This window comes from Hyphomicrobium sp. 1Nfss2.1 (assembly GCF_965243865.1).
Classification (GTDB): Bacteria; Pseudomonadota; Alphaproteobacteria; order Rhizobiales; family Hyphomicrobiaceae; genus Hyphomicrobium_A.
This window is the reverse complement of the sequence record NZ_OZ251603.1, coordinates 2,687,893-2,713,636: the sequence shown is the minus strand read 5'-3', so window position 1 is coordinate 2,713,636 and position 25,744 is coordinate 2,687,893. Positions and strand designations below refer to the sequence as shown.

The 25,744-nt window shown below is 63.8% G+C and carries 26 protein-coding genes, 1 tRNA gene and 1 pseudogene; 8 read left to right on the top strand and 20 right to left on the bottom strand.

Annotated features, from left to right (window positions below; genetic code table 11):
* Positions 1-22: 22 nt before the first annotated feature.
* A pseudogene (locus ACP15D_RS13220) lies at positions 23-910 on the top strand (YifB family Mg chelatase-like AAA ATPase); the annotation flags it as partial.
* An 88-nt stretch (positions 911-998) separates the two neighbouring features.
* Here the strand turns inward: ACP15D_RS13220 and folD are convergent.
* The 3 genes from folD to ACP15D_RS13205 are packed head-to-tail and all read right to left on the bottom strand — an operon-like array spanning position 999 to position 2,558.
* Positions 999-1,883 carry a bifunctional methylenetetrahydrofolate dehydrogenase/methenyltetrahydrofolate cyclohydrolase FolD gene (gene folD, locus ACP15D_RS13215; RefSeq protein ID WP_424957919.1) on the bottom strand — a complete coding sequence of 295 codons (885 nt, stop codon included), beginning with the start codon at positions 1,881-1,883 and terminating at the stop codon, positions 999-1,001.
* A gap of 55 nt (positions 1,884-1,938) precedes the next feature.
* Positions 1,939-2,262 (bottom strand): DUF167 family protein, encoded by a 324-nt coding sequence (locus tag ACP15D_RS13210; RefSeq protein WP_424957918.1) that lies wholly within the window; start codon positions 2,260-2,262, stop codon positions 1,939-1,941.
* On the bottom strand, positions 2,259-2,558 hold the full coding sequence (locus tag ACP15D_RS13205; RefSeq protein WP_424959231.1) for a YggT family protein: 300 nt from the start codon (positions 2,556-2,558) through the stop codon (positions 2,259-2,261). The genes ACP15D_RS13210 and ACP15D_RS13205 overlap by 4 nt, the downstream gene beginning before the upstream one ends.
* Positions 2,559-2,704: 146 nt before the next feature.
* Between ACP15D_RS13205 and ACP15D_RS13200 the strand changes: the two genes are divergently transcribed.
* Positions 2,705-2,780 (top strand) — tRNA-Ala (locus tag ACP15D_RS13200).
* Positions 2,781-2,998: 218 nt separating this feature from the next.
* Here the strand turns inward: ACP15D_RS13200 and ACP15D_RS13195 are convergent.
* The 3 genes from ACP15D_RS13195 to ACP15D_RS13185 form a co-directional block, all read right to left on the bottom strand.
* A complete protein-coding gene (locus ACP15D_RS13195; RefSeq protein WP_424957917.1) occupies positions 2,999-4,933 on the bottom strand; it encodes an FTR1 family protein in 1,935 nt (644 codons plus the stop codon).
* A gap of 172 nt (positions 4,934-5,105) precedes the next feature.
* Positions 5,106-5,336, bottom strand: a complete 231-nt coding sequence (locus tag ACP15D_RS13190) for a hypothetical protein (protein WP_424957916.1) — start codon at positions 5,334-5,336, stop codon at positions 5,106-5,108.
* Between the two features lie 187 nt (positions 5,337-5,523).
* Complete coding sequence (locus tag ACP15D_RS13185) at positions 5,524-5,718, bottom strand: hypothetical protein (protein ID WP_424957915.1); 195 nt, start codon at positions 5,716-5,718, stop codon at positions 5,524-5,526.
* Between the two features lie 266 nt (positions 5,719-5,984).
* On the opposite strand from ACP15D_RS13185, the gene ACP15D_RS13180 reads away from it, so the two are divergent.
* The 3 genes from ACP15D_RS13180 to ACP15D_RS13170 all read left to right on the top strand — a co-directional run bounded on the left by ACP15D_RS13180 (position 5,985) and on the right by ACP15D_RS13170 (position 8,892).
* On the top strand, positions 5,985-6,380 hold the full coding sequence (locus ACP15D_RS13180; RefSeq protein ID WP_424957914.1) for a hypothetical protein: 396 nt from the start codon (positions 5,985-5,987) through the stop codon (positions 6,378-6,380).
* 156 nt (positions 6,381-6,536) lie between these two features.
* Positions 6,537-7,460, top strand: coding sequence for an alpha/beta hydrolase (locus tag ACP15D_RS13175; RefSeq protein ID WP_424957913.1), 924 nt, complete (start codon positions 6,537-6,539; stop codon positions 7,458-7,460).
* A gap of 223 nt (positions 7,461-7,683) precedes the next feature.
* A complete protein-coding gene (locus ACP15D_RS13170) occupies positions 7,684-8,892 on the top strand; it encodes an NAD-dependent formate dehydrogenase (RefSeq protein ID WP_424957912.1) in 1,209 nt (402 codons plus the stop codon).
* 43 nt (positions 8,893-8,935) lie between these two features.
* On the opposite strand, the gene ACP15D_RS13165 is transcribed toward ACP15D_RS13170, so the two are convergent.
* From ACP15D_RS13165 to bioB, 8 genes are all read right to left on the bottom strand, one after another.
* Positions 8,936-10,621, bottom strand: coding sequence for a GMC family oxidoreductase N-terminal domain-containing protein (locus tag ACP15D_RS13165; protein WP_424957911.1), 1,686 nt, complete (start codon positions 10,619-10,621; stop codon positions 8,936-8,938).
* Positions 10,622-10,724: 103 nt separating this feature from the next.
* Positions 10,725-11,447, bottom strand: coding sequence for an SGNH/GDSL hydrolase family protein (locus tag ACP15D_RS13160; RefSeq protein ID WP_424957910.1), 723 nt, complete (start codon positions 11,445-11,447; stop codon positions 10,725-10,727).
* Between the two features lie 62 nt (positions 11,448-11,509).
* Complete coding sequence (locus tag ACP15D_RS13155; protein WP_424957909.1) at positions 11,510-12,694, bottom strand: OpgC family protein; 1,185 nt, start codon at positions 12,692-12,694, stop codon at positions 11,510-11,512.
* A gap of 247 nt (positions 12,695-12,941) precedes the next feature.
* Positions 12,942-13,931, bottom strand: coding sequence for a beta-ketoacyl-ACP synthase III (locus ACP15D_RS13150; protein ID WP_424957908.1), 990 nt, complete (start codon positions 13,929-13,931; stop codon positions 12,942-12,944).
* Positions 13,928-15,214 carry an adenosylmethionine--8-amino-7-oxononanoate transaminase gene (locus ACP15D_RS13145; RefSeq protein WP_424957907.1) on the bottom strand — a complete coding sequence of 429 codons (1,287 nt, stop codon included), beginning with the start codon at positions 15,212-15,214 and terminating at the stop codon, positions 13,928-13,930. The genes ACP15D_RS13150 and ACP15D_RS13145 overlap by 4 nt, the downstream gene beginning before the upstream one ends.
* Positions 15,211-15,855 (bottom strand): dethiobiotin synthase, encoded by a 645-nt coding sequence (bioD, locus tag ACP15D_RS13140; protein ID WP_424957906.1) that lies wholly within the window; start codon positions 15,853-15,855, stop codon positions 15,211-15,213. Before bioD ends, ACP15D_RS13145 begins: the two co-directional genes overlap by 4 nt.
* Entirely contained in the window at positions 15,852-16,985 is a 1,134-nt protein-coding gene (locus ACP15D_RS13135) for an 8-amino-7-oxononanoate synthase (RefSeq protein ID WP_424957905.1), read from the bottom strand. Before ACP15D_RS13135 ends, bioD begins: the two co-directional genes overlap by 4 nt.
* Positions 16,969-18,003, bottom strand: coding sequence for a biotin synthase BioB (gene bioB / locus ACP15D_RS13130; RefSeq protein ID WP_424959230.1), 1,035 nt, complete (start codon positions 18,001-18,003; stop codon positions 16,969-16,971). Before bioB ends, ACP15D_RS13135 begins: the two co-directional genes overlap by 17 nt.
* 538 nt (positions 18,004-18,541) lie before the next feature.
* Between bioB and ACP15D_RS13125 the strand changes: the two genes are divergently transcribed.
* Positions 18,542-19,264 carry a GntR family transcriptional regulator gene (locus ACP15D_RS13125; protein WP_424957904.1) on the top strand — a complete coding sequence of 241 codons (723 nt, stop codon included), beginning with the start codon at positions 18,542-18,544 and terminating at the stop codon, positions 19,262-19,264.
* Between the two features lie 17 nt (positions 19,265-19,281).
* Here ACP15D_RS13125 and ACP15D_RS13120 read toward each other — a convergent pair whose 3' ends face one another.
* Positions 19,282-21,165 carry an alkaline phosphatase gene (locus ACP15D_RS13120; RefSeq protein WP_424957903.1) on the bottom strand — a complete coding sequence of 628 codons (1,884 nt, stop codon included), beginning with the start codon at positions 21,163-21,165 and terminating at the stop codon, positions 19,282-19,284.
* A gap of 314 nt (positions 21,166-21,479) precedes the next feature.
* Here ACP15D_RS13120 and ACP15D_RS13115 point away from each other — a divergent pair, with 314 nt between their 5' ends.
* Positions 21,480-21,734 (top strand): hypothetical protein, encoded by a 255-nt coding sequence (locus tag ACP15D_RS13115; protein WP_424957902.1) that lies wholly within the window; start codon positions 21,480-21,482, stop codon positions 21,732-21,734.
* 39 nt (positions 21,735-21,773) lie between these two features.
* Here ACP15D_RS13115 and ACP15D_RS13110 read toward each other — a convergent pair whose 3' ends face one another.
* The 4 genes from ACP15D_RS13110 to ACP15D_RS13095 form a co-directional block, all read right to left on the bottom strand.
* Positions 21,774-22,184: a DUF1178 family protein gene (locus tag ACP15D_RS13110; RefSeq protein ID WP_424957901.1), complete on the bottom strand. Its 411-nt coding sequence runs from the start codon at positions 22,182-22,184 to the stop codon at positions 21,774-21,776.
* Positions 22,181-23,050, bottom strand: a complete 870-nt coding sequence (locus ACP15D_RS13105) for a carbon-nitrogen hydrolase family protein (protein ID WP_424957900.1) — start codon at positions 23,048-23,050, stop codon at positions 22,181-22,183. Before ACP15D_RS13105 ends, ACP15D_RS13110 begins: the two co-directional genes overlap by 4 nt.
* Before the next feature lie 66 nt (positions 23,051-23,116).
* A complete protein-coding gene (gene grxC / locus ACP15D_RS13100) occupies positions 23,117-23,374 on the bottom strand; it encodes a glutaredoxin 3 (RefSeq protein ID WP_424959229.1) in 258 nt (85 codons plus the stop codon).
* A gap of 126 nt (positions 23,375-23,500) precedes the next feature.
* Positions 23,501-24,268, bottom strand: a complete 768-nt coding sequence (locus ACP15D_RS13095; protein WP_424957899.1) for a ComF family protein — start codon at positions 24,266-24,268, stop codon at positions 23,501-23,503.
* A 118-nt stretch (positions 24,269-24,386) separates the two neighbouring features.
* Here ACP15D_RS13095 and ACP15D_RS13090 point away from each other — a divergent pair, with 118 nt between their 5' ends.
* On the top strand, positions 24,387-25,289 hold the full coding sequence (locus ACP15D_RS13090) for a methyltransferase domain-containing protein (RefSeq protein WP_424957898.1): 903 nt from the start codon (positions 24,387-24,389) through the stop codon (positions 25,287-25,289).
* A gap of 27 nt (positions 25,290-25,316) precedes the next feature.
* Here ACP15D_RS13090 and mutT read toward each other — a convergent pair whose 3' ends face one another.
* Entirely contained in the window at positions 25,317-25,724 is a 408-nt protein-coding gene (gene mutT / locus ACP15D_RS13085; protein ID WP_424957897.1) for an 8-oxo-dGTP diphosphatase MutT, read from the bottom strand.
* Positions 25,725-25,744 lie beyond the last annotated feature (20 nt).

Sequence of the window (25,744 nt, the reverse complement as noted above, 5' to 3'; positions counted from 1 at the left end):
TGGGTCCGTCGTCAACGCTTCGCTGATGATCGGACCGCCGGGTTCAGGCAAATCCATGCTGGCGGCGCGGCTGCCGTCGATCCTGCCGCCGCTGACGCCGGAAGAGATGCTCGAAGTTTCGATGGTGCACAGCCTCGCAGGCGAACTGATGGGCGGCAAGCTCGCGGCGGAGCGCCCGTTCCGCGCGCCGCATCATTCAGCGAGCATGGCGGCGCTGGTGGGCGGGGGCACCCGTCCGAAGCCGGGCGAAGTCAGCCTCGCGCACCTCGGCGTGCTGTTTCTCGATGAGCTGCCAGAGTTCCAGGCGGGCGTGCTCGATGCGCTGCGCCAGCCCTTGGAGACGGGTGAGACGATCATCGCGCGGGCAAACCATCGCATCCAATATCCTTCGCGCATTCAGCTGGTCGCAGCGATGAACCCGTGCAAGTGCGGCGGCTCGGTCGGCGTCACCTGCAAGCGCGGAGAGCGTTGCGCGGCGGAGTACCAGGCGCGCATCTCGGGCCCGCTGCTGGACCGCATCGATCTGCAGATCGAAGTGCCGGCGGTGAGCGCTGCAGACCTGATCCTGCCGGCGCCGTCGGAGGGAAGCGCGGAGGTGCGGGCGCGGGTGGCGCGGGCGCGCGAGGTGCAGCGCGCACGGTTCAAAGCGCTCGGCGCAAAGGGCATGCGCACCAATGCGGAATGCTCGGGTCGCTTGCTGGAAGACATCGCTGCGCCGGATGCCGAGGGCGCGAAGCTGCTGCGTCAGGCCGCGGAAGCTTTGGCGCTATCGGCGCGCGGGTTTCATCGCGTGATGCGCGTTGCGCGTACGCTCGCCGACCTCGATGCCTCAGAAGGCATCGGGCGCGTGCACATTGCCGAGGCGCTGAGCTATCGCGGGGAGACGCTGCGGCAGAGGAGTGCGGCTTGAGGAAGGGATCAGGTTTCAGGGGCTAGGGGCGAAGGTAAGTAACCGACCCGCTCCTATTCTCTAAAACCTAATCCCTACAACCTCGAACCTAAGCGGCGAGAGATTTGATGCCGCGCTGCATGAGAGCAGCCTCGACGGTGTTCTTCAGGAGGCAGGCGATGGTCATCGGGCCGACGCCGCCCGGCACCGGCGTGATGGCGCCAGCAACCTTCGCGGCCGAAGCATAGTCGACGTCGCCGACGATCTTGCTCTTACCGTCTTCCTTGGGCACGCGGTTGATGCCGACGTCGATGACGATGGCGCCCGGCTTGATCCAATCACCCTTGACGAACTCGGGCTTGCCGATGGCGGCGATGACGAGATCAGCGCGGCGCACGACTTCAGGCAGGTCCTTGGTGCGCGAGTGGGCGATGGTGACGGTGCAGTTCTCGCGCAGGAGAAGCTGGGCCATCGGCTTGCCGACGATGTTGGAACGGCCGACGACGACGGCGTCGAGGCCGGACAGATCATCCTTAAACGATCTTGCCAGGATGACGGAGCCGACAGGCGTGCAAGGCGCCAGGGCGCGCTCGCCGATCGACAGGCGGCCGACGTTCATCGGGTGGAAGCCGTCGACGTCCTTCAGCGGGTCGATCAGCTCGAGCACCTTATTGGCGTCGATGTGCTTGGGAACGGGCATCTGCACGAGGATGCCGTTGACGGCCGGGTCGGCGTTGAGCTTGGCGACGAGGTCCAGCAGCTCCTGCTCGGGCGTGTTGACGTCGAGCTTGTACTCGAACGACTGCATGCCGACCTCGACGGTCTGCTCCGCCTTGTTGCGCACGTAGACCTTGCTGGCCGGGTCCTCGCCGACGAGCACGACCGCGAGACCGGGGACGAACCCGTGCTGGGCCTTGAGGCGGGCCACGTCGGCGGCGACGTCGGCGCGCACCTTTGCAGCGATGGCCTTACCGTCGATGGCGTAAGCAGTCATAGTGAGAGTTCCTCCCTCGTGTCGTTAGAATTGCACCCCCAGGTGCGCCAATACGTTATGCAAAGCCGAGCTTGGCCCTGAGCCGCTGCTCGAGGCTGATCGTCTCCCCACTGATGGTGAGCGATTTGATGCGGGATTTTCCGCCCGCAGTCACGCGCACCGTGCTCTTCGGCACGTCGAGCCAACGGGCGATGAGCTTTTCCACCGCCGCATTGGCCTCCCCCTCGGCCGGCACCGCGCGTACGCGGGCTTGCAGCGCCATGCCCTCCGCGCTCGGGATGACGCCGTCGACGCCTTCTATCGAGGATTTCGGCGTCACACGCACGCGCACGATGACGCACCCGCTGCCCGCCCGCCATGGTTGCTCGGCGGCCGTCATCCAGAAGCGAGGATCAGGTCACGGAGCGACCCGAGCACCACGCTTTGCACGAAAAAGCAGAGCAGCAGAAGCACGACGGGCGATATGTCGATGGCGCCCAGATTCGGCATCATGTTGCGGATTGGGCGCAACAGCGGCTCGGTGACAGCATTGAGGCCCTGCCAAATGGCGCGGACCGTCTGGTTGTAGGGGTTGACCACCCCGAAGGCCATCAACCAGCTCAGAATTACGCCGGCGATAACCACGTAGACGTAGAGCTGGATCAGGTAGCTGAGGAAGTCGATTAGGCGTAGCAGGACCATCGTGTGCCGCTCCAGTATGCTGGGGGCCACGTGTAGCCTCTGAGGGTGGCGCCCTGCAAGCAGATGAGCCGCTTATACCGGGGCCGGGCACGCGTTTTCTTGACAAGATTCGGGGCGACGCCGTAAATGCGCGACCTCAAGGGGCCGTAGCTCAGATGGGAGAGCGCTGCAATCGCACTGCAGAGGTCAGGGGTTCGATTCCCCTCGGCTCCACCATGTATCCGCTCACGCGCCCGAGGGGCGCTCCGCGCGGGCGGCGCAAAGCGCCGGGTCGCCTTGCGACCTGTGAGCCCTCCGGGGTGAAAAAGCGTTCTCCGAATATCGCTCACGCGCCTGAAGGGCGCTCCGGGTCCATGCAGAGCATGGCTTCGCCATGACGGCGGCGCTAACCGCCGGGTCGCCTTGCGACCTAAGCCCTAAGGGCTGAAGAAGCGCTAGTTCTGAGGGCTGACGGGGCGATCGGTGTTGAGGCGAAAGCCGACGGCGAGGGCCGCCACCATGGCGACCTGGGCAGCGACGGTCTGGACCGTTGGGAACACACCGACAATGGGGATGCGGGGCATGGCGGCCAGCGGCGCGATGCCGATGATCCCGGCCTCCTGCAGCGCGGCCACACCCTTGCCCGCGAGCACGACGGTGAGGACCGCCATGAGCCAGGAGCTGTAGCGGAAGAACTGGCCGATTGGCAGGCGACCAGCGTAGCGCAGCATAGCCCAGGCGATCAGTGCGAGAGCGACACACGCCGTCGCCGCGCCGGCGAGCATGGCTCCGCCGTTTCCTTGAGTCCAAAGGGTGGCGTAGAACAGGATGGTCTCGAACACCTCGCGGTAGACCGCGACAAAGGCGAGGCCGAACAGCACCCAGGCCGACCGGCCCGACAGTGCGGTCGACATCTTCTCGCGGATGTAGCGCTGCCACTGATCGGCGTGAGACTTTCCGTGCATCCAGATGCCGACGGACAGCAACACGAGCGCGGCGAAGATCGAGCCGAACCCTTCGGTCAGTTCGCGGCTGGCGCCGCTGATCTCGATGAGCCAAGTCGCCGCTGCCCACGTCAGGAGACCGGCGACCAATCCGCCGACCCAGCCGGCATGAACGTGAGGCAAGACTTCCGTGCGTTCGGCCTTGCGCAAGAAGGCAATCATGGCGACCACGATCAACATCGCCTCGAGGCCTTCGCGCAGAAGAATCGTTGCTGCGCCGAGGAACGTTGCAATCGGGCTTCCTGCGTTTGGCGCGAGAACTGCCTCGGCGCTGTCGAACAAACCGTTCAACGCGGTGACGCGCTCGGCGAGCACTTGCGCGCTCTCACCGCGGGCGATGGCCGCGCGGTATTCCATCATCCCTCGTTCGATCTCACCGAGGAGCGCGGAGTCGCGAGCGCCAAGCGTCGGCTCGACCGGCTCAAAGTGATCGAGATAGGCAGACAACGCGAGTTGGCCTGCTTGCTTGTGATCACCCGCCTCGTAGGTTTTGAGGCTGTTCTGCAGTTTATCCTTCAGCGCGGTCAGCGAGCCCAGATGCTTCGCGCTGGCGACGGCTTCCGGATGCAGGCGCAAATAAGCCATCACGGCATCTGCCTTGCCTGCGTCGATACTGTCCGCGAGCGATGTAGGCGTCATCCCGGTGAGCGCCTTCAGGTCGGGGATCAACGCGTGAAGCTTTTCATCGGTGTTCCAGAGCTGCTCACCTTCGGCCGCCTGACTATCTGAGGCGAAGTGGCCCGCGTAGAACGCGAGCGCCCATCGATCCTGGGCGGATAGACTTGCAAAGCTCGGCATCGGCGTGCCGTCGATGCCCTGCGTGATGACCTGGTAGAGTGCGAAGATGCTGCGCTGGCGCGCGCGCTCTCCATCGGTGAAGGCGATGGGCGGAGTTTCGAGCGAAGAGGCTTGCGGGCCGTGGCCGTCTCCGGTTTCGCCATGACACGAGGCGCAGCTTTCCTTGTAGAGGGCCGCACCGCGTTCGAGGGACGGGGCCGCGTTCGGTGCGAGCGGAACGGGATAGGCCGCCAGAAGCGCGGCGGCCAATTGGTGCGCGATGCGCGCGACCTCGGCAGGATCGGATTTGCCGGTGATGGCCTGCTTGAGGCGATCGGCTTCCTTGATCAGAGAATTTTGCGCTGGCCTCTGCGGCAGGCTCTCGATCTTTGCGCGAGCGGTATCGGCGAACTCAACCTGTTCGGCGTATTCGGCCTCGTTGGTGACGGCCCCGCCCGAGACCGCACCCGCGTAGTCGACGGCGATGTAGTCGAGAAGGCGCCAGACCGTCTGAACGCTGTTATCATCCGCCCGAGCAGCGAGCGACGAGCAGATGACCAGCAGAGCGATAATAGTTTGAAAGATCAGGCGATGGAGTTTGCTGGCCATTGGCGGCTCGTGACGATCCCCCGCGATTGGGAAGGTCTCGTTAGCACAAAAGATGCCGGCGTAAATGCCATCCCCCGCCCGCCTGCGACGATTGCGACAGCCTAAGTTCAAATGAGACGCCGGGAAAATGGCCACCTCGCAACCGGCCGAGGATTGACAACCCGCAGCGGCCCTAGCGCACCCGTCCGTGTGTAGCCTGCAGGACCGAATAAATCTCGCGGTAGGTTGCAGTGGCAGGGATCAGCACTTGCTCAGGCCGGCCAGCATTATTGTCGAACCTGACAACAAAAGTCATCGGCGTCTGGCCGGTCGGAAAGATTTCGCTGGGACCGATCTGGAGATCGTAGATCGCGTCTTTGATCTGCTGGATAGCTGTGTCTCTGGTGAGCTTTGTATGGTTCATTATTTGCTCTTCCCGCGCAGTGCCCGGATGTCGGCACGTTCGGCGACCGGCGCATCGTCCCCAGCGCCGTATGCCCTAGAGCCGCAGGGTAGGAGAGTGTCAGCTCCAGCGCCCCCGCTGAATCTACGCAATCGAAGACGCGGGACTACGCGCACAAGGGGCGAAACCGTGCGCTTTCCCACCGCGGTCAGGAGCGTTGTAGTAGGGGCGTGATCTGGCGCAGATCGCAGAATGCCTGCGCCTGCCACAAACGCAGCGTGCCGACAAAGGCCAACCGGGAGGGGAAAATGGGAAAGTTCTTCCGCGAGTTTAACGACAGACCGCAGTCATCTTCGCCGTCGTTCACAATCTTGCTCATGGGCATGCTGATGTTCGGCGGCATGGCGTGGCTGCTTCACTGGGTCTCGAGCCAGCCCCCGATGACATTCACGCAGGCTTTGGCCCACACTCAGGCACTTACCCAGTAGAGACATCCCGCCGATCCCGCCGCAACATCCGGCAACGGTGAACGGGGGCGGACCAGATCCGCCCCTTTTTTCTCCTGCTTGTCCGAACAGCGATGCACAGGGGATGCGCCGGCTGAGTGTACTGCGGCCGAATAAGCAGCTAAAATGGGTCCAAAAGGATCATAAATTGGTAGGGGGCGTGATGGCGGCAACTGTCGAAGCGGTGATCGCTGCACTGCGTGTCACTCTCGAAGAAGCGCAGAAGAGCCGTGAAGCATCGTGGAAGGTCGAAGCGGTCAATCGGTGGATCGGCCAGCTACCCGGCTCATGGAGCGGGCGTTGGCGTCGGCTAGTACTAAAGTCGGACGCCTCCGGTAATGCGCGCCGTGACGAACTGGTCGCACATGTGCGTGCAGTGATTGCTTTCCTCGAGACTAACCGGCAGCAAATCGCGCAGTCGCGCAAGTGGTGGCCGTTGCGCCGGCGTTGGCCGGCAAACTCGCCGATCGCGAATGCGCCGGTTGCCGCGCCCGCTTCATCGTCGGCGCGACCGGTCAATCTCCTGCGCGTACGCAAACCGATGCCGGGGATACACTAGGCCCGGCCGGGCAGTCCCAGCCTACGAGGCGCGGGAAATTTGCACTCGTGGCACGCGGTTCCTTAAGAAGCGGGCGCGAGTATGGGACCGCTAGCGTCCGCGGCGGGTCATCGAAGTCCGCTAGGTGCAGCAGCAACCCCTGAGCGCGCCTCCCACATGACAACTGCCAGCCCGGCTAGGCTTTCGCGGACCGATGTATCTTTTCCAATCGACGGCATGATGTGCCGTGCCTGGCTGTATCAGCCCGATGCGCGTACGTCCCCGCCAGCTCCTTGTATCGTCATGGGGCATGGCCTCGGGGGGACGCGCGATTGCGGTCTTGCCCCTTACGCAGAGCGCTTTGCGGCGGCCGGCTTTTTCGTTGTGGTGTTCGACTATCGCCATCTGGGTGACAGCGAAGGCGAACCACGCCAAGTCATTTCCATCGAAGGACAGCTCGAAGATTGGCGCGGCGCAGTGGCGTTCGCGCGAACGCTGCGCAATGTCGATCCCGAGCGGATCGGGCTTTGGGGCACGTCGCTTTCTGGCGGGCACGTGATCGTCACGGCGGCGCGTGACAAGAGCATCGCGGCTGTGTCGGCGCAGTGTCCGATGCTCGATGGGACAGCCAGTGCGCGTATGGCGATCGTCGACGTCGGCGCTGTGATGGCTGTGCGGATGACAGGCGCAGCGATGCTCGATCTCGGCACAATGATAGCGGGACAGTCGCCGCACTACGTTCCACTCGTCGGGCATCATGGGGAATTAGCGGCGATGGCCACGCCGGGCGCTTATGAAGGCTGCATGGCGATCGCTCCACCGGGCTGGCGCAACGAGGTAGCTGCGCGGTTCTTCATGGCGCTGCCGCTCTATCGGCCGTTCCTCTACGCGAAGGACATCTCGTGCCCGACGCTCGTCATTGCGTGCGAGCGCGACACGGTCGTCTCGCCGGAGGCAGCGGCCGATATCGTCACTCGCATCGGCGATAAGGCCAGACTGTCGACACTGCCGATCGATCACTTCGACATATACCGGGGCGAGTGGTTCGACCGGTCGAGCGAAGAGCAAGCCGCCTTCTTCAGCGCGGCTTTGCGCTGCTGATCACCGTTAAACGCATTTGAACAGTGCTTTACCGATTTGCCTGCCTCGGCAAACGGCCTTGTTTGCGCGCGCCTTCTGCTTACCTCTCAATCAGGCTCGAGCCTGCGCATGGTGCCGCGGTCGTGTAACCGCAGCACAGCCTGGAAACGCCTCCTGAATTACGCAGAGGCCAGCGAGAACGAGACGTTTCCTCACGATCAGTTGAACACGGAGGAACCCACTCATGGCAAAAGTTCTTTGCGTTCTCTATGACGATCCCGTCGACGGCTATCCCAAGACATACGCGCGCGACGACATCCCGAAGATCGGTCATTATCCCGGCGGCCAGACGCTGCCGACGCCGAAGTCCATCGATTTCAAGCCAGGGCAGCTTCTCGGCAGTGTTTCGGGCGAGCTGGGCCTGCGGAAGTTTCTCGAAAGCCAGGGACACGAATTCATCGTCACGTCCGACAAGGACGGCCCGAACTCGGTGTTCGAGCGCGAGTTGCCCGATGCCGACGTCGTCATCTCGCAGCCCTTCTGGCCGGCGTATCTCACGGAAGAGCGGCTGAAGAAAGCAAAGAAGCTGAAGCTCGCCATCACGGCAGGCATCGGGTCCGATCACGTCGATCTCGATGCGGCGATGAAGAACGGCATTACCGTGGCGGAGGTGACGTATTCGAATTCGATCAGTGTCGCCGAGCACGTGGTGATGATGATCCTGTCGCTCGTACGCAACTACATTCCATCGTACCAGTGGGTGGTGAAAGGCGGCTGGAACATCGCCGATTGCGTGGAGCGCTCGTACGATCTCGAAGGCATGAACGTCGGCACTGTGGGCGCAGGGCGCATCGGGCTTGCCGTGCTACGCAGACTGCACCCGTTCGATGTCAAGCTGCACTACACCGACCGGCACCGGCTGCCGCGTGAGGTCGAGAAGGAGCTTGGCCTCACCTATCATAAGGACGTCGAGTCTCTCGTTAAGGTGTGCGACGTGGTCACAATCAACGCGCCGCTGCATTCGGAGACCGAAAGCCTGTTCAATGCCAAACTGATCGGCGAGATGAAGCGCGGTGCGTATCTCATCAATACGGCGCGCGGGAAGATCGTCGATCGCGATGCCGTGGTGAAGGCATTGGAGAGCGGCCATCTTGCGGGGTATGCGGGCGATGTGTGGTTCCCGCAGCCAGCCCCGAAGGATCATCCGTGGCGGAAGATGCCGCATCACGGCATGACTCCGCACATCTCCGGCACGTCGCTTTCCGCGCAGGCGCGCTATGCAGCAGGCACGCGGGAGATCCTTGAGGACTTCTTCGCCGGGAAGCCGATCCGCAGCGAGTATCTTATCGTCGATAAAGGCAAGCTTGCTGGAACCGGTGCGCATTCCTACAGCAAGGGCGATGCGACGAAGGGGTCGGAAGAGGCTGCCCGCTTCAAGAAGACTGCAGCTTAGACGCACGTTGGAGCGCCGGGCGGTTGCGAGCCCGGCGCCTTCCTCAGGCGGCGAGGAACGGGCTCAAGTCCTTAGGTGTCGCGCGCACGCCCGACAGCGGCTCGGCGTCAAATGACAATCCCAGCTCCGGCTGCATGTGCATGAGCGTGCGCTCAGCCAGCGCGGTGATGGTGAGGAGTGGATTGACGCCGAGGGAACGCGGCATCATGGAGCCGTCGATGACGTAAAGCCCGGCGTGCACATCCGTCGCCCCGCGCCCAGCGCCTGCGTCGAACACCTGCCCCTTGTGATTGATGGCGCCATCGGCGCGCTCGCGCCCCATGCCCGCGCCGCCGAGCGGGTGCGCGGTTGCCGGTTGATGGCCCATGACGGTGCCAGCGAGCGGGTTTTTCACATAGCTGCCGCCGGCCTGTTTGACGACGGCGGACAACATGGCATCGAGGCGCGCGTAGACCGGCTCATTCTTTGCGTTGGGCCAGACCAGCGAGAGGCGGTCATCGTCGAGGACAAAACGTCCCGAGGCACTGTCGTGCGAGACGGCAAAGAAGGTCTGCAGCTTCGCGAAGGGTCCCTTGTAGACGCCGTTCACGAGGCTTTGCAGGGCACCGAGCAAGCGGCCGTTTGGAATGAAGAGGACGGGGAGGACGGGCGCGAGGGCAGATGGCAGCACTCCCTCCTGCACGCGCAGCTCGTTTGCAAGCGTTGTCGCGTCATCGATCTCGAGCTGACCGCTGACCGCCGCGCCGATTTCGACGCCTTCGATTTTGGGCGGATAGCCGATGCCCACGGCGTTAACCGGCTCGCGCGCACCGTAGCCGAACGCGATGATGTCGCCGTTGGCCGAGAAGCGCTCGCCCACGCGATCAGAGAGCGCCAGACCGGCGGCCTTCGAACGCAGCAGAATTTCCGTTGTCCCGAGCGTGCCGGCCGCGAGCACAACCATAGCGGCGTGCAGCTTCATCTCGCCGCCAGCGCCGTCGAGGCGGCGCACGAGCACCTCCCATTCGCCGTCATTCGTCTTGCTGAGGTGACGCACACCGGCATGGGTGAAGAGCTGGGCGCCGTGGCGGACGGCGTCGGGCAGGTAGGTCAGGGCGACAGAGTTCTTGGCGCCGACGTTGCAGCCGCCACAGCAATCGCCACAACGGGTGCAGGCGGGCTGCTCGATGCCAACCACGTTCGTTCCAGCCTCGAAGCTGACGGTAACGGTGGGGCGGACGATGTCATGGCCCAGCGCGGCGCCGGCGGCCTCGAGGGTCCTGAACTTGGTGAGGTTGCCCGCGTTTGGGTCGCTCTGCGGATTGAGCCAGAGGCGGGCCCGGCGGAAACCCTCCTCCAACAAGCCGTCCTGGGCGATCTGGCCGGGCCAGCACTCGTCAGCAAACACGCGATCATCGGGGCGCAGGGCGACGCCGGCATTGATGAGCGAGCCACCGCCGAGACCGCAGCCAACCAGCACATGCATGTCCTCGCCCAAGCGCACATCATAGAGCGCGGACGAGGGGCCGGTGCGCAGCTTCCTGCCGGAAACCTGCATCTCGTTCTTGAGATCAGGGAAGCGGGCGGGAAAGCTGCCGGCGAGAACTTCGCGGCCGCGCTCTAGCACGGCTACTCTCTTGCCGGCACGCGCCAGCCGGGAGGCGGCGACACCGCCGCCGTAGCCAGAGCCTACGACGATGACGTCGTAGCGGTTGCAGACGTGATCGAGGGTTCGCGATAGCCCGGTCATGCACTGATCCTGCCTACCCGTGAGCTAGCTGATTTCAGCCGGGTAGACCAGTGGCGAAGATCGGCAATCATCAACGAAGCGACTGCCGATCCGGCCCCTCAGTTCAGTGAACCGGGAGCACCGCAGGGACAGTACCGGCCTGCTTGGCGGGTTCTGCGGGGTACTTTTTCTTGGACGTCACCTTGGCGAAGTCGGTGAACTCGCCTTGCAGAGCATCGGCCATCATGCGGCCGAGGCAGCCGTAGCTCAGATCGTTCGGGTGGAAGAGGTCCTTGGCCAGCAACTGCTGCGGCGTGTACTGCGCGCTGGTGACCAGGTGCTTCATGATCGCGTAGCGCTGCAGGATGGGGATGTCGCGCTGCTCGGCGATCTGGCGCATGGCAACGAGGAAGCGCGGGAAGTCGCGCACCTTTTCTGCGCGTGGAAAGTACTGCATGTCGAGCAGGACGACGTCGATGCCGGCACGGCGCATCTCGTCGATGCCAGTCAGCACGGTCTCTCGGAAGCCCTCGACCTTCACCTTGCGCAGCGCGTCGTTGACGCCGGTCTGCCAGATGACGAGCGCCGGTTTGCGCGGGATGACCTGCTGGCGAATGCGCGGAATCATATCGGTGGCGAGCTGGCCGCCGACACCGAGGTTCTCAACGGTGATCTTGCTCTTGGGGAAGCGCTGTTGCAGCTCAGCCTGCAGTCGGACGGGGTAAGACGTCGTAGGGCTGGAAGCGCCAATGCCCTGCGTGCTGGAAGAGCCGAGGGCGACGATACGAACGGGTTGACCCGAAGCGAGGGCGGCCGAAAACCCTGGTAAGGGGGCATCGAAGCGCACCAAATCCGCCGGGGCTTGGCAGCGTTGTGCGGCCTCGGCGGGGATGGGTGAAACGATGCTGATCAGGCCTGCAATTGCGCAAGCCCAGGTCGACGCTCTGCGAACAGTCTGCGTGCCGGCTGAGCCCAACCCCAGTCCATGCCACTCCCGCGCTTCGACAGACCCCATGCCATCCCCAACAAGATTGCAATGCCGACGACGTTTACCAGGATCTGTAGTGCGAGTCCGTAGCCGGATTCAACCAATGCAATCCATCCGACGAAAGACAGCACCGTGCCGACGCCGAAGATCTCTAGGGAATGCCGGCCGCAGTGCCCAATGCCCCTGGCCAAGGCCCGACTAAGCCATTGACTTTGCGGCGAGAGTAAGAAGAGAGCCAGGTATCCCAGAGCCACAACGTTAAGGACACGCCACGGCGAGGCATAGGTTTTATCGATGTTGCCCAGCATATCGGGGGAAAAGAGTCGCGCTTTTTCCAAACCCGGAATTTGGGTCCAGGGAGCAGCGTACAGGAAGGCGAAGCCCAAGTAGCCGACAGCGAGCCACATCAGCGACCGCGAGAAAGGTATTTCTCCCTTGCGGTAGAAGTGTGCCGTGAGGGCGCCGATGGTGATCAGCAACTGCCAAGCAAGCGGATTGAACACCCAACCCTTGGGGTGCTGCATGCTGGGCAAGTTGGCCGACAGCAGATTGGCGGCCGCCCACAGGCCGACCGAGAGCACCAGTGCCTGCCACGGATTGCGCGGGAGCAGCCACAGCACGAAGGGAAGCCAGAACAGCATCAGGACGATGTACAGCGGCAGGATGTTCAGGGAGTTGGGCTGAAACACCAGCAGCCCGGCATAGACTGTGCTGCGCGTCGGGTCCTGCCCAAAGAGGTTCACGCCGATGTTCTTGACATAGGGGTAGTGGCCAAACTGGTGCGCAGCCCAAGTCAGCAGGATGCTGCAAACGACAATCAAAGCCAGGTGCCATATGTAGATGTCCCGCACCCGGTCGAATACGCGGCCGAACCCGGCTTTGAAGCCGTGTCCCTCGAACGTGCGGCTATAGGCCAGCACGGCGGAGAAGCCGGCCAGCAAGACGAACACCTCTGCCGCATCGGCGAAGCCGAAGTTCCGCAGGGTGAACTTGGCCAGCACGTTGTCGGGCACATGGTCGATGAAGATGAAGATCAGGGCCAGGCCGCGGAAGAAATCAATACGCAAGTCGCGCTGTGCACCCGAGCTAGCAACGCTCTTCGGCATATTTTGGTCACCCGGCCACTAGAGGGATGTTTGAACCGTTATCGTGATAAACTGGCACGTTCTTTCGCTGTGAACAACGCGACACACGGTTAAGCAGTTCCTGCACCAGAATGAGGCGGGGTGGGGGCTGCGGCATGGCCGGTCTCGCAATTGTATGAGTGCGCCGCCAGGAATTCCGACTGCCTCTGGCGTCCGGAGCACACTCAACCATCCGGCGCATGAACCGAAGCTGAACCCCGCAGCTTGGTTACAAGCCGTAGACGACCGCCGCTCCGGTAAGGCCGGCGCCTGCCGCGCACATCAGGATGCGCGTCCCCGGCTGCCAACGCTGCGAGGCGTTGGCGAGGGAAAGCGACAGCGGGATCGTTGCCGCCGAGCTGTTACCAAAGCTGGCAATGGTCGAGACGGTAGCTTCGGGCGTGACGGCGAGCTGCTGGGTAACCGCGGCAGTGATCCGGCCATTGGCCTGGTGGGGGACGAAGCGGTCGACGTCCGCGATATCGATCCCGGCCTTATCGAGCGCCGCACGCGAGGCTGTAACCATCAAGTCGACCGCTCGGGAAAAGACTGCGCGGCCGTTGCTGATGATCATCTGCGTATCTTCGATCGGCACGTCGGCTGCGAACGGGCGGCGGCTGCCTCCGGCCGGGATCTGGATCAGGCCATAGCCGCTTCCGTCGGATGAGAGTTGGCAGCCAAGGACGCCGGTTCCGGCCCGGTCGGAGGGAGCCAGTACGACGGCGCCGGCAGCGTCGGCAAAGAGAATGCTGCTGCCGCGGTCGGCCGGGTTGATACGCCGGGACAGGATGTTGGCGGCGACTATCAGCACCGGCGCGCCGTGCGTGCGCACGAAGCCGTCTGCCAGAGTCAAAGCGTAGAGGAAGCCGCCGCAGGCACCGGCGAGGTCGATACCGCCGGAGTTTGCAAGGCCGAGGCGATGGGCCAACAGCGGCGCGGACGGCGGCAGGAGATGGTCAGGCGTGCTGGTTGCAAGGAGCGTCAGCGCCACTTCCTGGCTCGCAAGACCGGCATCGTCGAGCGCCATCTGAGCGGCTGGCACGGCCATGTCAGTCAGCGCCTCGCTCGGCGCTGCATAGCGCCGCTCGGCAATGCCTGTGCGACGCAGGATCCAGCCGGGCTCCAGGCCAAGGCGCTGCTCTATCTCGGCATTGAGGACGCGACGCGCGGGGACATAGTGCCCAAAGCCGATGATGGTGGAGCCGCGGACGGCGGTCATGGGCTTTCCCCTGCCACGGCTGCGGGCGCCTCGGCGATGGCGGCATAAACGAGATCGAGCTCGTCTGGCGTGATGCAGTAGGGCGGCATCACATAGATGGTATTGCCCAGCGGCCGCAGCAGCACACCACGGTCGAGGAAGTGCTGCATGAGCCGCAGGCCGACCGAAGCCAGGTAGCCGGCATCGGAGACCTTCAGATCGAGCGCGGTGATGGTGCCGATCTGGCGGGCGTCCGAAAACGCGGAATGGCTGCGCTGGGCCGCGAGCCGTTCTTCCTGCGCCATGGTCAACGCGGTGATCTTATCGAGCACCGGCTCCTCCCGCCAAATCTCGAGGTTCGCCACCGCGGCGGCGCAGGCGATCGGGTTGGCGGTGTACGAGCTGGAATGGAAGAAAGTCTTGCTGCGATCGCTGGAGCGGTGCGCCTCGAATATCTCCGAGGTGCAGAGGGTGACCGCCAGCGGCAGAGAGCCACCGGTGATGCCTTTGGCGAGGCAGAGAATGTCTGGCGTTACCCCGGCCTTATCGCAGGCGAACAGAGCGCCGGTGCGTCCCCAGCCGGTCATAACCTCGTCGGCGATGAAAAGGGCGCCATGGTGACGGGCGATGCGCTGCAATTCCTGAAGAACGCGAGCGTCGTAGACGAGCATGCCGCCGGCGCCGAGCACGAGCGGCTCGACGATGAGGGCGGCCGTCGGCTCATTGGCGCAGGCGGCATCGAAGGCGTCGATGGTGGCCTGCTCGTTGCCGGGCGAGGGGAACGGGATGCGCTCGACCTCGAACAGCAAGGGCTCATAGGTGGCGCTGAAGATGCCACGAGCGCCCACCGACATCCCGCCGATGGTGTCGCCGTGGTAGCCGTGCTCCAGAGCTACAATGCGGCGGCGAGGCGCGCCGATGTTGCGGAAGTAGCCGAGCGCCATCTTGAGAGCGACTTCCACCGACGTCGAACCGCTATCGGAAAAGAAGACGTGCGCCAGCCCTTCCGGAGCAATGTCGATGAGGCCGCGCGCCAGCATTTCGGCGGGCGCATGGGTGAAGCCGGCGAAGATCACTTGATCGAGGCGTCGCGCCTGTTCCTCGATCGCGCCGACGATGCGCGGGTGACAGTGACCATGGGTGACGACCCACCAGGATGAGATGGCGTCGAGGATCAGCTCGCCGGCAGGTGTTTTGATCCAGGCGCCGCGCGCGCTGCGCACCGGGATCATTTCCGGTTGCAATCCGTGCTGGGTGAATGGGTGCCAGATGGGGCTGGAGGTCGTTGTCGCTCTGGAGGTCATGGGCGCACCGCGGCGAAGAAATCGGCGATGTCGAAATTGACAGCAAATGCTGACCGCAGCGTTGCGGCGTCGAGTGGATCGAGATGCGGCAGGCGGCCGAGCCGACGCGCGCCTGCCATCGCCGGAATGGTGCGCTCGGTATCGGCGTTCTCCTCGCCGGTGAAGACGATACCGAGCAGCGGGATGCCGCGGCGGCGCAGTGCTTCGACAGAAAGCAGAGAGTGGTTGATGGTGCCTAGACGCGTCGAGGCAACAAGGACGACCGGAAGGCTCCAAGCGGCGAAGAGATCGACTTGCAGATGCTGCCGGGTCAGGGGGACCATAAGGCCGCCGGCGCCTTCGATGATGAGCGGTGCGTCCACGCGGGGCAGCGTCCTGAGCCGTGCAAGGTCGATCTCGATGCCGTCGCGCTCGGCCGCCAGATGCGGCGACGCTGGCGTCGTCAGGTCGTAGACGCTCGACAAGATCCGCTCGTCCGAGAGACCGGCGAGGCGACGCACCGTTTCTGCGTCGGCCTCGGGTGCGCGTCCAGCCTGAACGGGCTTCCAATAGTACCCGCTAAGGGCGGCGACGAGCGCTGCCGCAAACACGGTCTTGCCGACGTCGGTGTCGGTGCCGGTGACAACGATGGCCGGGGTCATGCGTCGAGCCTTTTCAGCTCCTCAGCTAGGGCCGCTACCATGGCGGCGACCTGCGCCTCGTCAACGTTGAGGGTAAGGGAGATGCGCAGCCGGGCGGTGCCCTCGGGCACCGTCGGCGGGCGCACGGCGCGGATATCGTAGCCGCGCTCCTGCATCGCGGCAGCGAGGCGCGTTGCGCGTTCGTCAGCGCCGACGATGACGGGCTGGATATGCGTGCCCGATGGTTCGATGCCGCATTGCTGCGACAGCTGAGCGCCGGCGAAGGCGACGAGTGCAGCCAGCTTCTCGCGCCGCGGGCTGTCGAAGCGGCAGATCAACAGCGCGGCGCGTACGATGGCGGCGATGAGCGGAGAGGGCGCTGTCGCATAGATAAACGGCCGCGAGCGGTTGACGAGATAATCGCATAGCACTTGCGGACCTGTGACGAGCGCGCCCATAGCGCCCAGCGCTTTGCCGCACGTGTGAAGGGCAACGATGTTAGGCTGGCCCTCGAGATGGGCGCCCAGGCCTCGCCCCATGGTCCCCAGCACGCCGGTCGCGTGCGCCTCGTCGATGACGAGGACGCCTTCGTGCCGCCGGGCGATCTCGGCGAGGTCATCCAGGGGTGCGCGGTCGCCATCCATGCTGTAAAGGCTTTCCACCGCGATCCATGGCGTGCCGGTGCCGCCGGCCGCGCGCCAGTCGGCAATGAGATCATTGAAGGCTTGCGGGTCGTTGTGCCTCGCCTCGGCGCGCTCCGACTTTCCCATGCGCAGCCCATCGTGGACGGAGGCGTGGATAAGGGCATCGTGGACAACGAGATCGCCGCGTTGCGGCAGCGTCGAGAAGAGCGCGACATTGGCGAGGAACCCGCCAGCGAAAAACAACGCGCTCTCGGTGCCGAAGAAGGCAGCGGCCTCGGATTCCAGGGCCTCGTGCTCGCGGTCGTTACCACGCAGGAGGCGCGAGCCACCGGAGCCGATCGCGACATCGCGCTCGATGGCTGCACGCGCCGCCTGCTTGAGCTCAGGCGACTGGGCTAGGCCCAGGTAGTCGTTGGAGGAAAAGTCGAGGCCCGTTCGCGCGGACAAAGCGCGGCGACGACCGCGACGCGTCAGTGCCTCGAGGGCTCGTTCATGATTCTTGTACATCGTCCCGCTCGCACGAGCCCATTTCGAGCTCGAGGGGCTTCAAACCGAGCTTGTCGAAGAGAACGCTGTCGGCGTCCTCACCGGGGTTGTCCGCCGTCAGCAGCGTGTCACCGACGAAAATGGAGTTGGCTCCGGCCAAGAAGCACAGCGCCTGCGTCTCATCGCTCATCTCGGTGCGTCCAGCGGAGAGGCGTACAAACGACTTCGGCATCATGATGCGGGCGAGCGCAATCGTACGCACGAACGAGATGCCATCGATCTTCTCGGTTTCGGCGAGCGGCGTTCCCGGGATCGGGACGAGCATGTTGATCGGCACACTCTCGGGATGCTCAGGCAGATTGGCCAGCGTGACGAGCATGTCGACACGATCTTCCGGCTCCTCGCCCATGCCGACGATGCCACCGCAGCAGACCTTGATGCCGGCTTCGCGCACGCGCGCCAAGGTTTCCAGTCGATCAGCAAATGTGCGCGTCGAGATGACCTTGTCGTAGTAGCGCTCGGACGTGTCGATGTTGTGATTATAGTAATCGAGGCCGGCGTGCCTTAGCTTGCCGACGTCGTCGTCGGACAGCATGCCGAGCGTCATGCATGTTTCCATGCCCATGGACTTGACGCCTTCGACCATGGCGCAGAGCACGTCCATGTCACGGCCCTTGGGCGAGCGCCAGGCGGCGCCCATGCAGTAGCGGGTCGCGCCCTGCTCCTTGGCCTTGCGGGCCTCGGTCAAAACCTTCTCCACCTGCATCAGCTTGCTGGCTTTGAGGCCGGACGCGTGATGGGCGGACTGGCTGCAGTAGCCACAATCCTCGGCGCACCCGCCGGTCTTGATGGAGAGAAGCCGGCTGCGCTGGATGGCGTTGGCGTCGAAGTAGCGCCGGTGCACGCACTGGGCGCGGAACAGGAGATCGTTGAAGGGAGCGTCGTAGAGAGCCTGGGCTTCTTCGCGGGACCAATCATGACGCAATTCCCGATCAGCCGATTGGCCGGTCGCGCCCGACTGCACCGTCGCTAGTTCCATCATCTGCAAAGGCTCCCTCGATATGCACGGCGCGCCGACGAGCGACGCGCGAGGGATGTTTGGACCGTCAGGGGGGTGCACCGCAAGATCTAACCGGGCGCATAGCACCGCAGGGCGGCCGTCGCTAGGCATGGCGCCCCGTGGAATGGCGCCCCGCCAGGGGGGGAGGGAGAACCTGGCGGGGCTATCTGACCCGGAGGCTTGCGAGGGGGCGCGATCCGTGGCCAGTTATTACGTGCGCGAGCATTGCCGCGTTACATTCGAAGAAAACTTTTGTATTTCGGATTGATCCAAACGCGCGGATCATCACTATGAAGATCAGTGATGAAATAAGGGTGGACAAGCTTAGAGCCAAAGCAGAATGTTCGTGCTATAGTGAATACGGTTATTGTGCTCTTGTACGCAGTATTGGTTGTTTGCAGGAAAGCGACGCATGCATCCTATGTAGTGCAAAGGTTTTTGCGGGCTGGGGCCGTTTGTTTGCAAATGCGCGGCAGCGGTTTTCACACGCTTGCGAGGCCGTAAAGCGAGGGCTTCCATGACGGTGGTGGGAAGATTTTCAACTCGGCCGCTTTATCTTCAAGTCAAAGATATGTTGGTCCAGCGCATTGCCGCTGGCGCGTGGAAGCCAGGCGCCGCAATCCCAAATGAAATTGAGCTCTCCAGAGAACTTGGAATAAGCGTCGGCACGGTGCGGAAAGCACTCGACGAAATGGAGCATGAGCGGCTTATTTCTCGCCGCCAGGGTCGCGGCACCTTCGTTATCGACCAAACATCGAACGAGCATGCCGTTCGTTTTTGCAACATCCGCGATCCAAACGGGATTCGCATTAATGGCGATATTGGGAGCAGCACAATCGTGCTGGCTTCAGCCAATGAAAGCGAAGCCCACCACCTCCAGTTGAGAACCGGAGAGCCAATCTATCGAATTCACCGGATTCGAGCCCACAACGGAATGCCGTTTATGGTGGAGGAATCCGTGGTGCCACAGGCCTTTTTCCCCGGGCTGGAAAAGGAAAAGGATGCCTCTCCAAGCATCGTCGTGCTGGCACACCATTACGGAGTGTTATTGGGACGTGCCGAGGAGGTCGTCAGGGCGGCCTCCGCCAAGGGCGAGATCGCCAGGCTACTTGAGGTTGAGGAGGGGGCACCAATCATGCTGCTCGATTGCGTCGTACACGCGATCGATCGGCGACCGATCGAGTGGCGTTTAGCCAGCTGCAACCTGCGCGAGAACCATTACTTCGCCGAGATGAGCTAAGCCTCTGGCTCGCGGCTTCAGCGGCCAAGCCCCAGAGCACGCGCCATGGCGCGGAACACAAAGGTGTTGTCGCGGCGCCCATGGAGGACGTCGGCGCCCGGGCCCATTGCGGTCAGCACCACATCATCAGCCGCATGGACGCCATTTCGCGCGGTGATTGGCAAGTTGCCGATCCGGCGGGCTGATCCGCGCTTGCAATAGACCTCGTTGGCGACGGCGGGGCCCTCGCTGTCGCCGGACGATGCCGGCTTGGCGCTTCCAGTTGTCGTCGGTGTGCCCGGGACCGGCTCCGGCGTGGCGCTTCCAGTTGGCGTCGGAGTGCCTGGGACCGGCTGGGCCACCCCTACGGCCTGACTTTCCTGCTGGATCGCCGGCATGTTCTCGCCATCGAGATAAGGGCGGCCGGTGTCGCAATAGTCGGGGTAGGCGGCGAACACCAATGCGAGGCGGCGCGAGACATCGACCTTGTCGGGGAAGCCGTCAGCGTCGGCGGGGGGATAATCCGGGAAGCCGGCGTCGGCATATGTTTGCAGACGGTCGCGCAGTTGCTCGCCCTTGGCATCGTCGTAGGTGCCGATGATCGAAACCGGGTGCGCGTGGTCGGGCACCACGATGACCAGGGTGTCGCCTTTCTTTTGCGCGTACTCCTTCGCCATCGCGACCACGTTATCGAACATGATCGTATCGTACACGGCGCGCTCCCAATCGAGCGAATGGCTGTATTTGTCGATGCGGCCAGCCTCGACCATGAGGAAAAACCCATTCGGGGAGCGTGAGAGCACCTCGAGGGCGGCGCGCATCTCATCGGTTAGGTCGGGCTGGTTGGGAAAGCGCGCAACTGTACCCTTCTTCAGGAATTTGCGGTCGAGGGCGCCATCGATGTTCTTGTCGTTGAAGAGGCCCAGCAGCCTGGTCGTTTCCGGGTTGTTCGCGGCTTCGGCGAGTGACTGCCTGGTGTCGGCGAACCGATATCCGGCGCTCTGGAACTTGGCGATGTAGTCCTCGCCATCCTTGCGCTTGCCGCCTGCCTCGCCGGAAGGCCGGAAGTTGAGGCTGCCGCCACCGAGAACGACTTCCGGCTGAAGCCAATAGAGCATGCGCACGATGTTATCGTAGTCGGTGCGCAGACGCGTGTGCGCCACCATGGCGGCGGGAGTTGCGTCCTCGATTTCGGTGTCGGTGACGACGCCTATTGCGAGGCCCAGCTTGCGCTTTGCCAACTCAGCAATCGTCTCGACGTTCGGGTGCCCGAGCGCGCTGCGATTGCGCGCGCAATAGACGCCGAGAGCTTTCACGCACGACTTGTGTCCGGTTGCGTAGGCGCTGGCAGCGTTAGCGCTGTCGGTGACGATCGAATCCATACCGGACGTAGAGATGAGCGCCATCGAGGGCATGTCGTCCATGGCGAGTTCCCCACCATAGCGACCCTGGCGCATACCCTTCGAGAGCATGCGCGCGGCGGTGCGGTGAGCCATAGACATGCCGTCGCCGATGAGCAGGATGACATTCTTGGCGAGGCGGCCTTCGGGCGTGTCAAACGCATCCCACTCGACCTTGGAGCGGTTGGTTCCGTCCGAGGCCTCGATGACATAGTGCCCGGCCTTGGGCAGGCTCACGCTACGCAGCCAATAGGCCGTGTGGCCGAGGCGGTCTTCGTCCCGGTCGATGAGCGGGTCGCGGCCGAGGAATTTGCCGGCGTCTTCGCCGTTGATGGTCACGCGGACTTCGGATGGAGCTGCCTCCACGCCGTCCGCGGCCTTGGGGGCTGGCGGGAACTCCACCTTTAGGTCGAAGCGCGCGCCAGCGAGAAGCTCTGCGCGATCGATAGGGTAGATGGTCTGGCCAAGCGCTGTCGTTGCCAGCGCGCCAAGCGCCAGGGCTGCGCAGAAAATCCGCTGCATCGGGCATTCCCCCTAATTTGGCGAGAGGTCAGGCCTTACCGCCGCTGCATGTAGGCTATGTGACATCCATAGTCGCCCGCGCCGTCAACATGGCTAATGAAATCCGAATAACGGCACCCGTTTTACTTGGACGAAGATGGGTTCTGCTTAACAGGTATTATCGCTTTGCTAACGAACACGGGTGCGAATTATTGAAATTGCGTTTTTTTCGCTCAACTCTCCGACTGCATCTGCTGGGGAGGCAGACGCAGCCCGAAGCTGCCTGAAGTGGCGCGCGGGCATCTGGGACAAGAGTTGCGAGTGGGGGAAGTTAAATGCCTGAAGCGCATAACCGCGAGCTGTTTAGCCTCCTCGAGAGGAACGAGGTGCTCAAGGCACGGGGCTATTCTCTCGCCTATGACGAGGATGGTGGCGTGGTCATCGATCGCGCAGGCCACGTGCACGGCATCTGGAACTACGACAGCCGCAGCTATGCGTGGATCTCGCCGGACAACAGCGAGCCAAAGTTTCGCACGGAGGACGTGCGGTCGGCGGTTTTGTTTACGGTCGTCGTCCTGGCCCAGGAGTGATCGGCGCCGCGCCCCAGTGGGAGCGCTGGCGAGCAGGATCTAGTTGGCTTCTTCCGGCAGACGTGGAAGGGCCACGATCTCCACCCCTTCCTCAACGAGGGAGCGCGCCTCGTCCGGCGATGCAACGCCGCGGATGGCACGCTGCTCGACCTCGCGATAGTGGATCTTGCGGGCTTCCTCGGGAAAGCGATCGCCTACGTCCTCGGTCCCGGCGGCGATGGCCTTTGCGACCTCGCGAACGAGGTTGCGATAGCGCGCGGGCATCTCATCGTCATGTGGGCGCGACCGTACCGAAACGTTCGGCGCCATGATGGACTTGCTGACGTCCCGGCTATCGCACTCTGGGCAGCAGACTTGGCCGGTGGCGACCTGAACCTCATAGGAGCCGCTCGAGGCAAACCACGCCTCGAACTCATGATCTTCAGAGCAGTGCAAACGGTATTTGATCACGACGCGACCTCGTTTGGCGGCGTTTCCCCCGCGTATATCACGTCGAACGGCCGATCATGCCGAAGCGAGGGCACCTGGCGGCGAACGTCATCCAGGCGTTGCAATTCAACATCGGCGAAGGTGACTGAGGGCTGAACGCCGGCCTCGGCCAGCACTTCACCCCAGGGCGAGATCACGAGGCTATGGCCGAAGGTTTCGCGGCCGTTCTCGTGCATGCCACCTTGGCCAGCGGCGAACACGAAGCACTGGGATTCGATCGCGCGGGCGCGCAGCAAAGTGTGCCAGTGAGCGATGCCGGTCGGCTTGGTGAACGCCGCCGGGACAGCGATGAACTTGGCGCCACCTTTTGCAAGTGCGCGGTGCAATTGGGGAAAGCGCAGGTCGTAGCAGATGGTCATGCCGAGCTGCCCCCAGGGCATGGTCGCGATCACGGCCTCACGTCCGGCCTGGTAGTTGGCGCTTTCCTTGTAGGATTCGCCGTTGCCGAGATCGACGTCGAACATATGAATCTTGTCGTAGCGGGCGACGATGGCGCCGGCCGGCGAGATGAGCAGCGAACGGTTGACGGGCTTTCCCGCTTCGCCCAGCAGCGCCAGCGAACCGATGTGCAGCCAGATGCCCAGCTCGCGCGCAAGAAAGCGAAGCTGCGTCAGGCCCGGATCGTCGCCTTCCGCGCGCAGCGCCGGCAGCAGGCGCTCGCGGTCCAGCTCCATGATGTTGGTCATCTCGGGGGTCTGGATGTACTCGGCGCCGCCAGCGGCCGCCTCCCGGATGAGTGCGGTTGCAGCGGCGATGTTCTTTTTGACGTCGCGGCCCGAGCACATCTGCACGAGGCCAACGCGAAACGCCTTTGGTGCGTCCGGCATATCGATTGCTTCTTTCTTCGTGCGCCCAGCCTTCGTGGGATCTGAACGGGCGTCGCGTAGCTGCACTTACGTCGTGAGCAGCCCGTCGAGTTTGCCCTCGCGGTCGAGGGCGTAAAGATCGTCGCAGCCCCCTACATGGCAATCGCCGATCCAGATCTGCGGCACAGTGTACCGGCCGCCAGCCTTAGCGGTCATCTCGGCGCGCAATTCGCGCTGGCTGACGTCAATTTCCTCGAAGGCAGTGACGCCCTTCTTGCGCAGCAGCTCTTTGGCCATATGGCAATAGGGGCAGAATCGGGTGGTGTAGACGGTGACCTTGGCCATGGAATTTCGCAGCATCCCCTTTCCCGCGACCGCCGGATTGGACAACGGCAGCACGCTTTCAATGTAGAGCTTTTGCCGTGTGCGCGCAAAGGGCGACTCGCCCAGCCCCATTATTCACGGCGCGGTTCAAGGCGAGACGAGGGCAGCATCGGTAACCATGGCCAGAGCCAGAATATCGACGCGCGCAGCCCCTGCGGCCTTAAGCGTGCGGGCGCATGCGCTCACGGTGGCGCCGGTGGTGACTACGTCGTCAACAAGGACGATCTTGGCGCCGGCGATCGCCGCCCGCATGACGTCAGGCACGGCGAAGGCCCCTGCGACATTCTCCTTCCGCTGGGCGCGGGTGAGGCCGACTTGGGGCGGGGTGCGGCGCGCGCGCCGGAGCGCCATCGGCTCATAGTGCCGTCCGGTGATGTGCGCGACCTCCTGGGCCAGAATTGCCGACTGATTGAAGCGTCGCGAGATGAGGCGGGTGCGCGTCAGCGGAACCGGAATGACCAATTGGGCGTCGGCGAGCAGTTCGGCGCCCGCTTCCGCAAGCCAACGGCCAAAAAGGCGGCGGGCGTCGTGGCGGTCGCGGAACTTAAGGTCGTGCACGAGGTCGCGCATGACCCCATCGAAGCGGGCCACGGCGCGGGTGCGATCGTAGACCGGCGGATCGGCTTCGGCCGCGGCGGAGATCATCGGGCCGCCGACATCAAACGGCATGGGCAGGCCGAGGCGATCGCACAGCGGGGCGCGGATGAAGTCGATCTTCGACCAGCAGCCGGCGCAGACGGCATCGTGCGTCGAGAGGGGACGATGGCAGGCCAGGCAAGTCGGCGGGATGAGAAAGTCGGCAATCGCGGCTGCCGCGCGCGCTAAAGTTGCCGATCCCCTGCTCTGCGTATGCATGTACCCGGTGGTTCCGTTGCCCAGTGGACTAGCTAGCCGGACTGGCCAAGTCGCCGCCCAGGACGCATGTTAGCGCCCATTCGGATCGACCGCGAGCCAGCAGCGAAGAAGGCCCCCCTTGCCCGCTGAAGACACCCCGCACCGGATTTTCGACCGCGCGCTGCTGGCGCAGCGGCGTCAGCGCGTGGCCGCCTCTGCGAAGGATTACGATTTTCTGCTGGCGCGCGTCTCGGACGATCTGGCTGAGCGGCTGGCGATCGTCCGGCGCACGTTTCCGCTGGCCGCCAATATAGGCGCGCATCATGGATTGGTGTCGCGGGCAATTGCGGGGATTGCCGGGGTCGAGACCATCATCGATGTCGATGCGACGCCGGAGCTGCTGACACGCTGCCCAGGTCTGCGCGTCGTTGCCGACGAGGAAGCGCTGCCGTTTGGAGATGCCTCGCTCGATCTCGTCGTTTCGGGGCTTTCGCTGCAGCTGGTCAACGACTTGCCGGGGGCTCTCGTACAGATGCGACGGGCGCTGAAGCCTGACGGGCTGTTCCTCGGCGCGCTTTTTGGCGGCGCGACGCTGAGAGAGCTACGCGAAGCCTGGCTCGCAGCCGAGGCGGAGATGACCGGCGGAGCATCGCCGCGGGTCGCCCCGTTTGCGGACGTTCGCGACATGGGCTCGCTGTTGCAGCGCGCAGGGTTCGCTCTGCCCGTCGTCGATTCCGATACGGTGAAGGTGACCTATGCCGATCCGCTGGCGCTAATGCGCGAGATCAAGGCCATGGGCGGCAGCAACATGCTGAGCGCGCGTGGGCGCGTGCCGGTGACGCGCGGGCTGCTGCTGCGGGCGGCGGAAATCTACGCGGAGCGCTTCGCCACTGTAGATGGGCGGGTGCCAGCAACGTACGAGATCCTGACGCTGACAGCGTGGGCGCCGGATGAGAGCCAGCCGAAGCCGCTGCGGCCGGGGTCGGCGCAGACACGGCTGGCCGATGCGCTCGGCGTCAAAGAGACGAAGCTGAAGGAGTAGCGCGGCGCCGCGGCCTGCGGACGAATTTCAGCCTAGGAGGTCGCGGAGGGGTGCGATCAGTGGTTCGTCCGCGGGCGGCATCGGATAGTCGGTAAGGCGCATAGCGCGCACCCATGCAAGCTCCTGACCTTCGCGCGCGGTGACAACGCCGTCCCATTGCCGGCAGAGGTAGAGTGGCATCAGAAGGTGGAACTTCTCATATGCGTGGCTCGCGAAGGTGAGCGGGTGCAAGCAGGTGGGGCACACGTCGATGCCCAGCTCCTCTTGAAGTTCGCGGCGCAGGGCATTCTCGGGTGACTCTCCGGCTTCGACCTTGCCGCCAGGAAACTCCCACAGACCCGCCATTGAGCGGCCGGGCGGGCGACGCGCAAGGAGAACGCGATTATCAATGTCGACAAGGGCCGCTGCGGCGACAAGCAGAATGGGCTGGCTCATGGCCAGCCCATAGCTGAGGA